This window comes from Rhodococcus erythropolis R138, assembly GCF_000696675.2.
Classification (GTDB): domain Bacteria; phylum Actinomycetota; class Actinomycetes; order Mycobacteriales; family Mycobacteriaceae; genus Rhodococcus_F; species Rhodococcus_F erythropolis.
The window spans coordinates 5,028,750-5,041,778 of the sequence record NZ_CP007255.1 but is presented as its reverse complement, the minus strand read 5'-3'; the positions used below and the strand labels follow the sequence as shown (position 1 = coordinate 5,041,778).

The 13,029-nt window shown below is 62.2% G+C and carries 10 protein-coding genes; all 10 read left to right on the top strand.

Features of this window, described 5'->3' with window-relative positions; translation table 11 throughout:
* Window positions 1–52 precede the first annotated feature (52 nt).
* The 10 genes from H351_RS22965 (at window position 53) to H351_RS22920 (ending at window position 13,027) form a co-directional block, all read left to right on the top strand.
* Window positions 53–1,366 carry a sigma-54-dependent transcriptional regulator family protein gene (locus H351_RS22965; protein WP_029254890.1) on the top strand — a complete coding sequence of 438 codons (1,314 nt, stop codon included), beginning with the start codon at window positions 53–55 and terminating at the stop codon, window positions 1,364–1,366.
* 143 nt (window positions 1,367–1,509) lie between these two features.
* Entirely contained in the window at window positions 1,510–3,033 is a 1,524-nt protein-coding gene (adh, locus tag H351_RS22960) for an aldehyde dehydrogenase (RefSeq protein ID WP_007730158.1), read from the top strand.
* Window positions 3,034–3,124: 91 nt separating this feature from the next.
* On the top strand, window positions 3,125–3,685 hold the full coding sequence (locus H351_RS22955; RefSeq protein ID WP_029254891.1) for a DUF779 domain-containing protein: 561 nt from the start codon (window positions 3,125–3,127) through the stop codon (window positions 3,683–3,685).
* Between the two features lie 165 nt (window positions 3,686–3,850).
* Complete coding sequence (gene eat / locus H351_RS22950; RefSeq protein WP_003941913.1) at window positions 3,851–5,323, top strand: ethanolamine permease; 1,473 nt, start codon at window positions 3,851–3,853, stop codon at window positions 5,321–5,323.
* Window positions 5,320–6,744, top strand: coding sequence for an ethanolamine ammonia-lyase subunit EutB (locus H351_RS22945; RefSeq protein ID WP_144440117.1), 1,425 nt, complete (start codon window positions 5,320–5,322; stop codon window positions 6,742–6,744). Before eat ends, H351_RS22945 begins: the two co-directional genes overlap by 4 nt.
* A complete protein-coding gene (gene eutC / locus H351_RS22940; RefSeq protein WP_019744242.1) occupies window positions 6,741–7,514 on the top strand; it encodes an ethanolamine ammonia-lyase subunit EutC in 774 nt (257 codons plus the stop codon). The genes H351_RS22945 and eutC overlap by 4 nt, the downstream gene beginning before the upstream one ends.
* A gap of 82 nt (window positions 7,515–7,596) precedes the next feature.
* Window positions 7,597–8,895 carry a haloacid dehalogenase-like hydrolase gene (locus H351_RS22935; protein WP_029254893.1) on the top strand — a complete coding sequence of 433 codons (1,299 nt, stop codon included), beginning with the start codon at window positions 7,597–7,599 and terminating at the stop codon, window positions 8,893–8,895.
* A gap of 142 nt (window positions 8,896–9,037) precedes the next feature.
* On the top strand, window positions 9,038–9,577 hold the full coding sequence (locus H351_RS22930; protein ID WP_029254894.1) for a hypothetical protein: 540 nt from the start codon (window positions 9,038–9,040) through the stop codon (window positions 9,575–9,577).
* A 234-nt stretch (window positions 9,578–9,811) separates the two neighbouring features.
* Window positions 9,812–11,182 (top strand): MFS transporter, encoded by a 1,371-nt coding sequence (locus H351_RS22925; RefSeq protein WP_019744239.1) that lies wholly within the window; start codon window positions 9,812–9,814, stop codon window positions 11,180–11,182.
* 207 nt (window positions 11,183–11,389) lie between these two features.
* Complete coding sequence (locus tag H351_RS22920) at window positions 11,390–13,027, top strand: AMP-binding protein (protein WP_029254895.1); 1,638 nt, start codon at window positions 11,390–11,392, stop codon at window positions 13,025–13,027.
* Window positions 13,028–13,029 lie beyond the last annotated feature (2 nt).

Sequence of the window (13,029 nt, the reverse complement as noted above, 5' to 3'; positions counted from 1 at the left end):
TATGGGCTGTGATCGGCGTTACAGTGGTCCACGGAGCGGAGGAACGCAAAATATGGCACGTGAACAGGCTGTGTCCGGCAACCCGTGGGTGGCGGTCAGGCCAGGCGATGACGTCGCGTTACTCGCGCGGCGACTTTCGTCTGCCCATCAGTCGTTCATCGATGCCCGCGGCGTGCCCGGCCAAGGGCTGACCGACGACTCCCATGTCCGTTCGGTCGTGCTCGAGTCCTGGATGCGGAGCCGCAACAAGGGAGTAAATCCTGACGTTGTCGGCAATCCTGAGATGCTCGAGGGGTTGGAACTCAAAAAATATCGGTCCGCGCATCCCATGTCACTGATCCGTCCGGTGATTCGGAAACTCCTGGTGGAAGATGCTGCCGAGACCGGATTGCTGATCGCGATCAGCGACGCACACGGTCGACTGCTCTGGGTGGAGGGTGACAACTCGGCCAAGGACAAGGCGTTGTCCATGAACTTCGTCGAAGGCGCCGACTGGAGCGAAGATCGTGTCGGCACCAATGCGCCGGGAACGGCGCTTGCTCTCGACCACTCCGTACAGATTTTCGGATCCGAGCATTTCAACCGAACCGTGCACGACTGGAGTTGTTCGGCCGCACCCGTCCACGATCCCACCACTGGGCAAATCCTTGGTGCCATCGACATCACCGGTGGTCCCAGGGTCGCGGTTCCCGAAGTGCTGTCGCTGATCCGTGCAACTGTTGCGGCCGCCGAATCGGAATTGCGATTCCACCTCTTGAACTCGCCTATCCCGCTCAGCGCGACGGCTCCGCGCCTCGAAACATTCGGTGCCGGACGGCCGACGCTGGTTCGCGGCGGTGACCGCATCCCGATTTCGCAGCGTCACGCCGAGATTCTCCTTCTGCTCTCCGAACATCCGGAGGGTCTGAGCTCCGACCACCTTGCGGTCCTGCTCGACGAGGGGGAGCTCGACGCAGTGACCATTCGCGCGGAAATGTCGCGGCTTCGTAAGGTTTTCGGCGCCGACCGGCTGGCTTCGCGTCCTTATCGGATCATCACGGAGTTCACGACAGACGTCGGCGACGTGCGGGCAGCGTTGGATCGCGGAGACGCGGCGACGGCGATGAAACTGTATTCGGGCCCGGTACTGGCAGGCTCGGCCTCCCCGGGAATCGACGAGGTGCGGGAAGAACTACGCACCAGGGTTCAGGCGGCTCTGCTGCGTGGAGGTGACGCCAACCTTCTGGCCCGGTGGACCACGTCCGTACATGGGCGCGAAGACTCCGTCGTGTGGGAGGCCTACCTGTCCACGTTGGATCCTCAATCTCCGCTGTATTCGCAGGTCCAGGCAAGAATTGATCTCCTCGACCGCCAATTGGGCATCTGAGAATCATCTGCGTTTCTCGCACGCAACGTACTTGCAACGTTGCAACTCCTAGTGTTGTGAATCACACCCCACCGGGGGGTGGGATTGCAGTCACCGATTTGGTGGGTGCGCCCAGGAAGATCACGTTTACATAGGAGCTTGCAATGACCGTGTACGCCCGTCCAGGTACCGCCGACGCGATCATGTCCTTCCAGTCTCGATACGACAACTGGATCGGCAACGAATGGGTTGCTCCGGTCAAGGGTCAGTACTTCGAGAACCCGACACCGGTGACCGGACAGAATTTCTGTGATGTGGCTCGTTCCACCGCAGAAGACATCGAGCTCGCTCTCGACGCAGCGCACGCAGCAGCTCCGGCCTGGGGCAAGACCTCGGTCGCCGAGCGCGCGATCATCTTGAACAAGATCGCTGATCGTATGGAGGAGAACCTCGAATCCATCGCACTCGCCGAGTCGTGGGACAACGGCAAGCCGATCCGCGAGACCCTCAACGCCGACATTCCGCTCGCCATCGATCACTTCCGCTACTTCGCGGGAGCTATTCGCGCACAGGAAGGTTCGCTTTCGGAGATCAACTCCGACACCGTGGCGTACCACTTCCACGAGCCGCTCGGCGTAGTCGGCCAGATCATTCCGTGGAACTTCCCGATCCTCATGGCCGTGTGGAAGCTCGCACCCGCCCTTGCTGCCGGCAATGCCATCGTGCTCAAGCCTGCCGAGCAGACACCCGTCTCGATCCTGCACCTCATCGGCATCATCGGTGACCTGCTGCCTGCCGGTGTGCTCAACATCGTCAACGGCTTCGGCGTCGAGGCCGGAAAGCCGCTCGCGTCGAGCCCGCGTATCAAGAAGATCGCGTTCACCGGTGAAACCACCACAGGTCGCCTGATCATGCAGTACGCGTCGCAGAACCTCATCCCCGTGACCCTCGAACTCGGTGGCAAGAGCCCCAACATCTTCTTCTCCGACGTCCTCGCCTCCAACGACGACTACCAGGACAAGGCACTCGAGGGCTTCACGATGTTCGCCCTCAACCAGGGCGAGGTCTGCACCTGCCCGTCACGTTCGCTGATCCAGGAAGACATCTTCGACGAGTTCCTCGCGATGGCCGCCATTCGCACCAAGGCTGTGCGCCAAGGGGATCCGCTCGACACCGACACCATGATCGGTGCCCAGGCCAGCAACGATCAGCTCGAGAAGATCCTCTCGTACATCGAGATCGGCAAGGCGGAAGGCGCCAAGGTCATCACCGGTGGTGAGCGGGCCGAACTCGGCGGAGACCTGTCCGGCGGCTACTACGTCCAGCCGACGGTGTTCACCGGCAACAACAAGATGCGCATCTTCCAGGAAGAGATCTTCGGACCCGTCGTCTCGGTCACCTCGTTCAAGGACTACGACGAGGCTATCGAAATCGCCAACGACACGCTCTACGGTTTGGGCGCCGGTGTCTGGTCCCGCGACGGCGGAGTCGCGTACCGCGCAGGCCGCGACATCCAGGCCGGTCGCGTCTGGACCAACACGTACCACCAGTACCCGGCACACGCCGCTTTCGGTGGATACAAGCAGTCCGGCATCGGCCGCGAGAACCACCTGATGATGCTCTCGCACTACCAGCAGACCAAGAACCTCCTGGTCAGCTACGCCCAGAAGGCTCAGGGCTTCTTCTGATCGACCCACCGGCACCCGTGAGCCCCTCGCTGCGGGTGCCGGTGCGCAAGACTGCAACACGCGAAACCTGCACAAACACACGGAGGTTGGAATGAGCGCCACGGACACACCCGATACCGGCGCCGTTCCACCCCGGTTGGTGACCACCGCTGGGGCGGCTGACCTGCTACGCCGCCTCAGCGGGACTCACGGCGAACTGATGATGCATCAATCCGGCGGATGCTGCGACGGCTCGGCCCCGATGTGTTATCCCTCAGGCGAATTCATCGTCGGGGACCGTGACGTACTACTCGGAATCGTCGATCTCCGACTTGCGGTCGGAGAGATTCCCGAAGACCTTCCCACCGGAACCGACGCTGTACAGGTCTGGATTTCCGGATCACAGTTCGAAGCCTGGAAGCACACCCAGTTGGTGCTGGACGTCGTGCCCGGCCGCGGCAGCGGATTCAGCCTGGAGTCTCCTGAAGGATTCAGATTCCTCAGTCGAGCAAGGGCATTCACATCGGACGAAAACGAAGCACTCGGCGCGTCGAGCATTCTCGTAGGCGCTGATTGGGAAGCGGGCGTGCGTCCTTCGCCCCCGGCGGTTCCCCAGGTCGTCGCCGAGGCCGTCGATGCCTGCCCGGTGCCGGGCGCGGCCGCCCGATCCTGAGAACGGCCGCCTGAAGAAGATCTGAACAGACTCGGGGCCGCTCACATGACAGCCAGTTAACAGCACGGTCATCTCCACGCGACCTTCTCCGTACATCGCCCACATACCGTTCATTTCACGCGACGCATCCACCGTGCGTCGTCTCATTCTTGACCGATTCAGAGGATGGACATGTCTCTTTCCGACCACGCAACCGGCAAAAACGCCGGTGCCGCGGGTGCACACCACGACGGCGCAGACTTCCATGCGGAAGACAATTCGTATCTGGAGAAACGAACACTCCGAAAGGGAACAGCAGGGTGGGTGCTGCTTGCGGGGTTGGGTGTCAGCTATGTGATTTCCGGTGACTACGCCGGCTGGAACAACGGTCTGGCCGAAGGTGGTTTCGGTGGCCTTCTCATCGCGGCCGTCGTCATCGCGGGGATGTACCTGGCGATGGTGCTCGGTATGGCCGAGATGTCGTCAGCACTTCCTGCCGCTGGTGGTGGATACACGTTTGCCAGACGGGCCATGGGGCCCTGGGGCGGATTTGCCACCGGCACAGCAATTCTCATCGAGTACTCGATAGCACCCGCAGCGATCGCGACCTTCATCGGTGCGTACGTCGAGTCCCTGAACCTGTTCGGGATCACCGACGGGTGGTGGGTGTACCTCGCGGTGTACGCGATCTTCATCGGCATTCACCTCACCGGCGCCGGTGAGGCACTCAAGGCGATGTTCATCATCACCGCCATTGCACTCGTCGGCCTGGTCGTGTTCGCGGTTTCGGCTGTCGGCCTTTTCGATTCGTCCAACCTCACCGATATCGCCGTCGACACCAGCGCAGTCGGATCGTCGTCGTTCCTGCCATTCGGTCTGCTCGGAATCTGGGCCGCCGTGCCCTTCGCGATCTGGTTCTTCCTTGCCGTCGAAGGTGTACCGCTGGCCGCCGAGGAAGCACGTGAGCCGGAGAAAAACGTCCCCCGCGGCATCATCATCAGCATGTTGATCCTGATCGTCACAGGCGCAACGGTTCTCTTCCTCGCCACCGGTGCGCTCGGCGCCGACGCCCTGTCCACCTCCGGAAATCCGCTCGTCGAGGCGCTGGGGGACAGCGGAGCGGCAAAGGCCGTCAACTACATCGGACTTGCCGGTCTGGTCGCGAGCTTCTTCTCGATCATGTACGCCTACTCACGTCAGACGTTTGCTCTCTCCCGCGCCGGCTACCTGCCGAAGAACCTGTCGGTGACCAACAAGCGCAAGGCCCCCACACTCGCGCTCGTCGTTCCCGGAATCATCGGCTTCGCGCTCTCACTCACCGGTGAAGGTGCCATGTTGCTCAACATGGCGGTGTTCGGCGCGGCAGTCAGCTACGTCCTGATGATGGTGAGTCACATCGTTCTTCGTAAGCGTGAGCCGAACATGCCGCGCCCGTACCGCACGCCCGGCGGTATCGCCACCACCTCGTTTGCGCTCGTGATCGCGGCAGTGTCGGTGGTGGCCACCTTCCTGGTCGATCCCGTTGCGGCACTGCTCACCTTGGTCGCCTTCGGCGTTCTGATGGCGTACTTCGGTCTCTACAGTCGACACCACCTTGTTGCCAACTCGCCGGACGAGGAGTTTGCTGTACTTGCACAGGCGGAAGAAGAATTGGGATGAGTCGCGGGATGGCCAAGTATCACCAGCAGGTATCCGGAACCAACTACTCGTTCGACGGTCTCGTCGATCTGATGGCAAAAGCGACACCACTGCGGTCGGGTGACGAACTCGCCGGTTGCGCGGCAAGCTCCGACGCCGAACGCGCTGCTGCCCAATGGGTTCTGGCTGATCTTCCGTTGACGGTGTTCCTCGAAGATCTGTTGGTTCCGTACGAGGACGACGAGGTGACCCGGCTCATCATCGACAGCCACGATCGCCTCGCATTTGCGCCAGTGGCCCACCTGACTGTTGGCGGATTACGGGACTGGCTGCTCGAGACTGCGTCGGCGCCGGAAGCTTCAGCACGCTTGTCTGCCGTGAGTCCCGGTCTGACCCCCGAGATGGTTGCCGCGGTCAGCAAGATCATGCGCAATCAGGACCTGATCGCCGTCGCCAAGGCCATCACGGTCACCGCGGGGTTCCGCACCACCATCGGACTGCCCGGACGGCTGAGCACCCGACTCCAGCCAAACCATCCGACGGACGATCCACGCGGCATTGCGGCGGCCACATTGGACGGTCTCCTGATGGGATGTGGCGACGCCGTCATCGGCATCAACCCCGCGACGGATTCACCCCAGGCCACCTCGGATCTGCTCCACCTGCTCGACGACATCCGTCAGCGATTCGAGATCCCGACTCAGTCGTGCGTGCTCTCTCACGTGACCACCACGATCGGACTGATCGAATCGGGGGTGCCGGTCGATCTTGTCTTCCAATCGATTGCCGGTACCGAAGGCGCCAATTCCGGTTTCGGAGTGAACATTCCGCTACTGCGCGAAGGTAACGAGGCCGGACGCTCCTTGAACCGCGGAACGGTCGGCAACAACGTCATGTACCTCGAGACAGGGCAGGGGTCCGCCCTCAGTTCAGGTGCCCACTACGGCACCGGCGGAGCCCCGGTCGATCAGCAGACACTCGAGACCAGGGCATACGCCGTGGCTCGAGATCTCGAGCCGCTGCTGGTCAACACGGTGGTCGGTTTCATCGGTCCCGAGTACCTCTACGACGGCAAGCAGATCATTCGCGCGGGCTTGGAGGATCACTTCTGCGGAAAACTCCTCGGGCTGCCGATGGGAGTGGACGTCTGCTACACCAACCACGCCGAAGCCGATCAAGACGACATGGACAACCTCCTCACCTTGCTGGGCGTCGCCGGCGCGGCGTTCGTGATCGCGGTGCCCGGCGCCGACGACGTGATGCTCGGCTATCAAAGTCTGGCGTTCCACGACGCGTTGTACGTGCGTAGGGTCCTCGGTTTGCAGCCCGCCCCGGAGTTCGAGACCTGGCTCCACAACTTGGGGATGACCGACGCAAACGGTCGGGTTCTTCCGATCGACGCCGAAATGTCGCCGCTGCGGGCTTTGACGGTGAACTCATGACCGAAGATCAGGCGCCGATCCTCGATTTCTGGGGTCCACTGCGCAAGACCACACAATCGCGTATCGGGCTGGGGCGTGCCGGAGATTCGTTGCCCACCAAGCGGGTTCTCGAATTCAAGGCAGCACACGCCGCAGCCCGCGACGCAGTGCACGAGCCACTCGATTCCGAGACTCTCGCCAGTCGGGTCGACGGGGTGGGTATCGGGGCACCGGTGGTGGTCGCGAGCAGCGTCTCCACTCGCAGCGAGTATCTCCGGAGACCCGACCTGGGGCGCCAGCCTGCTGACCTGAGCGCGATCAAGAGCTCCGACAAGGAAATCGGGTTCATCCTCGCCGACGGACTCTCCCCGCGAGCACTGATGGACCACGGCGAGCAACTACTGTCCGCGTTGGTCACGGTGTTGGGGGAGCGGTACTCGATTGCGCCGCCGGTGATCGCCACGAATGCCCGTGTGGCACTGGGTGATCACATCGCCGCCGCGATGGGAGTGCAGACGGCGATCGTCCTGATCGGCGAACGTCCAGGGCTCTCCGTTGCGGACAGCGTCGGGATCTATCTGACTCACCTTCCGCGCGTCGGTCGTACCGACGCGGATCGAAACTGCATTTCCAATGTCCACCCACCCGAGGGCCTCGGATACGAGCAGGCTGCTCGTGTCGTCCTGGGGTTGGTGACGGGAGCGCGCCAATTGGGCCGCTCCGGCGTCGACCTCAAGGACACCTCTCGCGCCGACGCCGTTGCGTCGGGAGAAGTGCTGACGCTCGATTAGTTGACACCTGCACGGCATACCCGGGTCGATCGACACTCGGGTATGCCGTCGTACCCGAATCACGACGAAAATGAGGGAATCGATGTTCCGTTCGCTGCATGCCCGCGCCCTGTGTGCGTTGGCCGTAGGTAGTGTCCTGTTGAGTGCAACTGCATGTAGTTCGGCCGAGAGTGCCACGAAAGAGGATGCGGCGCAGAGTGGTTCATCCTGCGCGGTGTTGGATCCCAGTCTGGCGTGGTACGGCGACAACCGTGTGAGGTTGGATGCCATGATGACGGAGTTCGGAACGTGTGGAGCTGCAGGTGATGTCGATAACGGCGCTCCGTTGGCGCTCTTCGACTGGGACAACACAGTTGTCAAGAACGACATCGGAAGCGCCACTGCATTCTGGATGATCAAGAACAACAAGGTGTTACAGCCCGTGGGAGCGGACTGGGCAACCACCAGTCGCTTCATGACTCCAGCCGGCGCTGCCGCACTTTCCGCCGCGTGTGGCTCGGAGACCGCCGCGGGTCAACCCTTGGTAACCAGTACCGACTTGGACTGCGCTGACGAGATCGTTGCGGTACTCGAGGAGAAAACTCGCGACGGACAGGTTGCATTCGACGGCTACGATCACCGCCGGACCAAGGCTGCATACGCGTGGGCGGTGCAGTTGATGGCAGGGCACACCGAGGACGAGATCACCGAGTACGCCCGCGCAGCGCGCGCTGAGAATCTCGCTGCCGCAGAAGGATCCGATCAGACCGTCGGTACCACGGAAGTCGACGGTTCGGTGCGTTACTACGCGCAAATCGAAGATTTGGTGAAATCACTCGGCGCTCATGGATTCGACGTGCGGATCATCTCCGCGTCGGCCGAACCGGTCGTTCGAGTCTGGTCGGAGCAGCTGGGATTGGATGCCGATCACGTGATGGGAGTTCGGCCGATCGTCGAGGGCGGCGTTCTGACGGGGCGCCTGCGGGGATGTGGTGGGGTTGCGGACGGTGACGACTCGGTCATTCCGTACATCGATGGGAAGCGGTGTCAGGTCAACGAGGTTGTCTACGGGGTCCAAGGGCCTACGGCGTTCGAGCAGTTGCCTGCCGATCGGCGTCAGGTGTTTGCTGCCGGTGATTCTGTCACCGACGTGACGTTCCTCGGAGATGCGACCGGTGCGCGCCTGGTGATCAACCGCAACAATCCCGAACTGATGTGCAATGCCTACGACAACAGTGACGGAAAATGGCTGGTCAACCCCATGTTCATCGAACCGAAAGCACAGGCGGCTGCTCCCTATCACTGCTCGACCGATGCCTACACCGACGCGGCCGGGGCCAAAGGCGCCGTGACTCGTGCGGACGGCAGCGTGATCCCCGATCAGGTGGATTCCGTCGCGTGACAGTCGGCTTGCTGCGGTGACTTCACAACGATCGATCGGCGTGTGATCTGATTCTTTCGAGCCCTTTGTCGGGCTGCGGAAACCCACGGGTGTCCGCTGTGATGCTGGAGCCGCAGAGGCGGCACGTGAGTAGGAGAAATCGATGGCCTTCGCTGGCAATGTGGACGAACTGGCACTGCTCCAAGCAGTACGTCTCAAGGAGCGGGTCGGAGCGGTTGTACTGGCCGAGCACTTGGGCGTCAGCGCAGCGTCCGGTCAAGCTGCGTACGACGCACTTGTCGCGCAGGGTAAAGCGGCCGAAGCAGAAGGTGTCATCAGCCTGACCGAGAAAGGCCTCGCGGAACTCGAAGATCAGTTGGACGCTGAGCGGGTCTCGATCGACGAGGACTCCATCGGCGAGGTGTACGAGGCTTTCGTTCCGCTGGACGAGGAGTTCGTTGCACTTATCGACGACGCAGACGCGAATTCCCTTGCCGAGCTGGACCGCCGGGCTGCAAACCTGTTCGACGATTTGTCGGCATTCGTTCCGCGGTTGTCCCGCTATCAGGATCTCTTCTCGGATGCTCTCGCGAAAGTTCAAGCGGGGGAGTCCAAGTGGATTTCAGAACCGATCATCGACTCCTATGCCACGGTGTGGGGAGAGATCCGTCAGGAGCTTTTCGGGGCTGCCGGAAAGGCTTGATTCGTAGCGCTGGACCTGACGCAGTTCAGCGTGGGCCGTCCGATTCGTGTGAACGAATCGGACGGCCCACGGCATGTGAAGAGCCGTGAAACTCGTTACCATTGCGTACAAGTCGTGACCGAGATCACTCCTACCCCCTTTCGGGGGTAGTGCGGGGGTGAGCCACATCACTACCTTTCCTCCTATCGACGGTGATGCCCACAGGGCGACACCACGGGACCACGGAGGAATCGAGTGACCACAGTCTCTCCCACAGGCGGCAACAGCGCCGCCGGCGCCGGGGGTGCGAGTGCCGCAGGCGCGACACAACCCCCGCAGACCACCAGTGTGCGGCGCGTCGCGATCGCGAGCTGCATCGGCACGACCATCGAGTTCTACGACTTCTTCATCTACGGAACTGCTGCGGCACTTGTCTTTCCGACGGTATTCTTCCCCGCGCTCGGTGCCACCGCGGGAACCGTCGCATCGTTTGCGACCTTCGCAGTAGCATTCATCGCCCGGCCCGTCGGCGCAATGCTGTTCGGACACTTCGGTGATCGCATCGGTCGCAAGAAGACTCTGATCTCGACGCTCCTGCTCATGGGTATCTCGACGCTCCTGATCGGCTTGCTACCCGGTGCGGCAACTATCGGTGTTGCGGCTCCGATCATCCTGGTGCTCTTGCGATTCGGCCAAGGCTTCGCGGTCGGTGGTGAATGGGCAGGCGCAACTCTGCTCACCGCGGAATACGCCCCACCGGGCAAACGTGGTCTGTATGCGATGTTCCCGCAGCTCGGCCCCGCAATCGCCTTCGTGCTCTCGAGCAGTACATTCCTCATCACCGGCGCTGTTCTCGGCGATACCAACCAAGCCTTCCTCGACTACGGCTGGCGTATCCCGTTCTTGTTCTCCATCGTGTTGGTCGGCATCGGCCTCTACATGCGACTCGCCATCGAGGAGACCCCGGTCTTCAAGGCGGAGCAGGCAGAGCGCGTCGCAGAGCAGAAGAACGAAGCACCTCGCACCCTTCCGTTCCTGGATGCCTGGCGGTTCCAGACCAAGGAAATCCTGCTCTCGGCCGGCGCCCTCGCTTGCCTGTTCGCGTTCTTCTACATGGGCACGGCGTTCCTCACGAGCTACGGAACCAAGACCCTCGGCTTCTCCCGCCCGTTCGTCCTGTCGGTCGGTATCGCTTCCGCCTTCGTCTTCGGTGCGGCGATCATCGTCTCCGCCTTGTACTCGGACCGCATCGGGCGTCGCAAGGTCATCATGATCTCTTGTGGTCTGGCTGTGGTGTGGGCGCTCATTCTGTTCCCGCTCCTGGACACCGGAACACCGATCGCGTTCATCCTCGGAATGTTCGGCACGCTGATGATCTTCGGAATCGCGTACGGCCCCTGCGGTGCGCTGCTTCCGGAAATGTTCCAGACCCGCTACCGCTACACCGGAGCCGGCCTCGGCTACAACCTCGCCGGAGTGCTCGGCGGCGCAGTGCCGCCGCTGATCGCCGCACCGCTGGCCTCGGCATACGGGAGTATGGCCATCGGAATCATGTTGGCAATCCTCGGCGTGGTGAGTCTGGTCTGCACCTGGGCGCTCGTCGAGACCAAGGACCACGCCCTCTAAACACTGTGCGCCTTTATTAACCGCCGGCGGTTAATAAAGGCGCACAGCAGGCGGGTGGGGTGTCCGGACTCTGAACAGTTACGGCCACCCCGCACCGGGAAGTATGTCGTGCATCACACCGAATCGAGTAAATTCGTAGATGAGAGGGTCCGCTGCGGCGGCCCCTCTCATAGGTGCCTGAACAGGTAACCGGAGAGGACAGAACACATGAGTACGCCGCTGCCCAGCTATACGTCCGGAGTATGGGACGGTCCGATGCTGGGCGACACCATCGGAGACAACCTCGATCGCACGGTTGCCGCACACGGTGACCGCGATGCGTTGATCGACCATGCCAGCGGTCGACGGTGGACGTACCGGGAGTTCGCCGAGCAGGTGAACGGGCTCGCTGCCGGACTACTTTCCCGTGGTGTGGGGAAGGGCGATCGGGTGGGGATCTGGGCTCCCAACTGTCCGGAATGGACGTTCACGCAGTACGCAACGGCAAAGATCGGCGCGATCCTGGTCAACATCAATCCGGCGTACCGCTCGCACGAGTTGCAGTACGTGCTCGAGCAGGCCGGAATCTCGACGCTGGTGTCTGCGGCCAGCTTCAAGACCTCGGACTACGCGTCGATGATCGAGACGGTGCGGCCGCAGTGCCCGGATCTGACGTCGGTGCTCCTGCTCGGTTCACCCGAGTGGGACGCGGTGCTTGCAGACGGCTTGGCGGCGCAGGCAAGCGATCCGGCTCCGCTCGCCGCAGCCCAGGCCGCGTTGTCGGCCGACGACGCGATCAACATCCAATACACCTCGGGCACTACCGGTTTCCCGAAGGGTGCGACGCTCAGCCACCACAACATTCTCAACAACGGCTACTTCGTCGGCGAGTTGTGCCACTACAGCGAGGTCGATCGGGTGTGCATCCCGGTGCCGTTCTATCACTGCTTCGGCATGGTGATGGGCAACCTTGCGTGCACCAGTCATGGTGCTGCCATGATCATTCCGGGCCCCGCATTCGATCCGCGCGCTTCGCTCGAAGCCGTCCAGGCCGAAAAGTGCACGTCCCTCTACGGCGTTCCGACGATGTTCATTGCCGAGTTGGCGCTGCCGGACTTCGACAGCTTCGATCTGTCGTCCCTTCGCACCGGCATCATGGCGGGTTCGCCCTGCCCGGTCGAGGTGATGAAGCAGGTCATCGATCGCATGGGCATGGCAGAGGTGTCCATCTGCTATGGCATGACCGAGACGTCGCCGGTGTCGTTGCAGACCCGCTCGGACGATTCGATCGAGCAGCGCACCGAAACCGTCGGTCGGGTGGGGCCGCACCTCGAGATCAAGATCGTAGATCCGGCAACCGGACTGACGGTGCCGCGCGGCGAGCCGGGCGAACTGTGCACGCGTGGTTACTCGGTCATGCTCGGCTACTGGGAGAACCCGGAGAAGACCGCCGAGGCGATCGACGCTGCCCGGTGGATGCACACCGGAGACATCGGAGTCATGGACGAGGCCGGATACGTCGCTATCACGGGACGCATCAAGGACATGGTCATCCGCGGTGGTGAGAACGTATATCCGCGTGAGATCGAGGAGTTCCTTTACACCCATCCCGACATTCTCGACGCGCAGGTCATCGGTGTGCCTGACGCAAAGTACGGCGAGGAATTGATGGTGTGGGTCCAGATGCGCGAAGGTGCAGACGATCTGGACGCCGATTCGGTCCGTGCCTTCTGCACCGGCAAGCTCGCGCACTACAAGATTCCGCGGTACGTCCATGTCGTGGACGAGTTCCCGATGACAGTCACGGGCAAGGTCCGCAAGATCGCGATGCGAGAACAGGCGATCGAATTGATCGGTCAGGCCTGAGC

What these genes read in the sequence shown, in the direction of transcription:
- H351_RS22965 (WP_029254890.1), top strand. Translation starts at nt 53, where the DNA reads ATGGCACGTGAACAGGCTGTGTCCGGCAACCCGTGGGTGGCGGTCAGG.
- adh (WP_007730158.1), top strand. Translation starts at nt 1,510, where the DNA reads ATGACCGTGTACGCCCGTCCAGGTACCGCCGACGCGATCATGTCCTTC.
- H351_RS22955 (WP_029254891.1), top strand. Translation starts at nt 3,125, where the DNA reads ATGAGCGCCACGGACACACCCGATACCGGCGCCGTTCCACCCCGGTTG.
- eat (WP_003941913.1), top strand. Translation starts at nt 3,851, where the DNA reads ATGGACATGTCTCTTTCCGACCACGCAACCGGCAAAAACGCCGGTGCC.
- H351_RS22945 (WP_144440117.1), top strand. Translation starts at nt 5,320, where the DNA reads ATGAGTCGCGGGATGGCCAAGTATCACCAGCAGGTATCCGGAACCAAC.
- eutC (WP_019744242.1), top strand. Translation starts at nt 6,741, where the DNA reads ATGACCGAAGATCAGGCGCCGATCCTCGATTTCTGGGGTCCACTGCGC.
- H351_RS22935 (WP_029254893.1), top strand. Translation starts at nt 7,597, where the DNA reads ATGTTCCGTTCGCTGCATGCCCGCGCCCTGTGTGCGTTGGCCGTAGGT.
- H351_RS22930 (WP_029254894.1), top strand. Translation starts at nt 9,038, where the DNA reads ATGGCCTTCGCTGGCAATGTGGACGAACTGGCACTGCTCCAAGCAGTA.
- H351_RS22920 (WP_029254895.1), top strand. Translation starts at nt 11,390, where the DNA reads ATGAGTACGCCGCTGCCCAGCTATACGTCCGGAGTATGGGACGGTCCG.